Annotated in this window: 1 protein-coding gene; it reads right to left on the bottom strand. The window is 49.8% G+C overall.

Annotated features, from left to right (window positions below; all coding sequences use genetic code 11):
* Positions 1–301 precede the first annotated feature (301 nt).
* On the bottom strand, positions 302–976 hold the full coding sequence (locus AC2FLZ_RS21995) for a class I SAM-dependent methyltransferase (RefSeq protein ID WP_480518914.1): 675 nt from the start codon (positions 974–976) through the stop codon (positions 302–304).
* Positions 977–1,204: the final 228 nt, after the last annotated feature.

Here is a 1,204-nt window from a genome sequence, read left to right as displayed (position 1 = left end):
CCGATATGTTCAATGCCATCGGCCATGTATGCGACCTCTACTCGGCGCAAGAATGTCGGAACTACTTCAAGGCTGCTGGATATGTCTCAGGTTAAAGGCGGGACGCTTTAAATCTTGTCTATGGAACGTGAAAAGGGCGCAGGCGTTTCGCCACGCCTCTTACCGGAGGCGTTGCATAGTCAAGAACGACGCAAGACGTAACGAGCTCTTACAAAGAAAACACCCTCGCTGAATGCTGCGAGGGTGTTTTAGTTCGGAGCGTCAACTTTGCAGACAATTAGGACACTGGGCCGTCAAAACTCTAGGTGAAAACTTGGTAGTGATATGATGCGCACGGTTGATGTAGGACGCGCTTGCCATCGACGCTTTCGATGACGCTTTCAAAAGTTTGCCGCATATCGGAAGCCACTGCTTCGTACTGTGAATACCTGTCAGGATCAGGTCGCACGATCTTATCCAAAAAGTACTCAAAAGTTGGGTACTCCCGGGTCAAAACATACTCATTTTTGGCCAACAAGCTGTAGCTTTGGTCTTTATCGAGTCGATTCAAAACGTTGTGGGAGTTTGTACGCACAGACGTCTCGTCTTCGACCATCCGAACTACGTCAAACATTGTTCCATACGGATAAGGTTCGACCACATGCAATCGACCGTTTTGCCTCAAAACCCGGCGAACTTCATCGAAGGCGGCTTCGTGCAGATTGGCTGGCACGTGATGTAGAGAAAAGAAGAAACAGGCCAACTGCTGTGAGTTTGTTTCCAAAGGCAAGTTTTCTGCCGTTCCTAGTCGAACATCAACGTCGGGTGGCAAGTTTGATTTCGCATTCGATACTTTGGCGGGGTCAACTTCGATGGCGGTTACATGTGCACCCTCCGCATGAAGTTGCTTTGAGTACACGCCATCCCCCGCTCCGATATCAACAACTGGGCGACCCTTCATCGAATACATGGACCGCAACAGCGCAATGTGTGCCATGTGGATAACCTCCAATACGACGGCGCGCACAACATTTCCAAACTAGCACAGAAACATAGTAAAGTCCGAATGGGTTCGAACCGGGCATTCTCTGTTAATCTCATGGGGGTCCGCTGAGCGGAGATACTGTTGAAAAACTCTGCTTGAGCGATGCTTTGGCTGCTGATTCAATTCTCTTGAGTTGCAGGAGAGTTGCTGATGATGGGACCGAGGCAAGTTGCGCAGGGT

Source organism: Ruegeria sp. YKSF131 (assembly GCF_059612645.1).
Note: the sequence above shows the minus strand (reverse complement) of the source record. Positions and strands in the feature narration are given on the sequence as shown.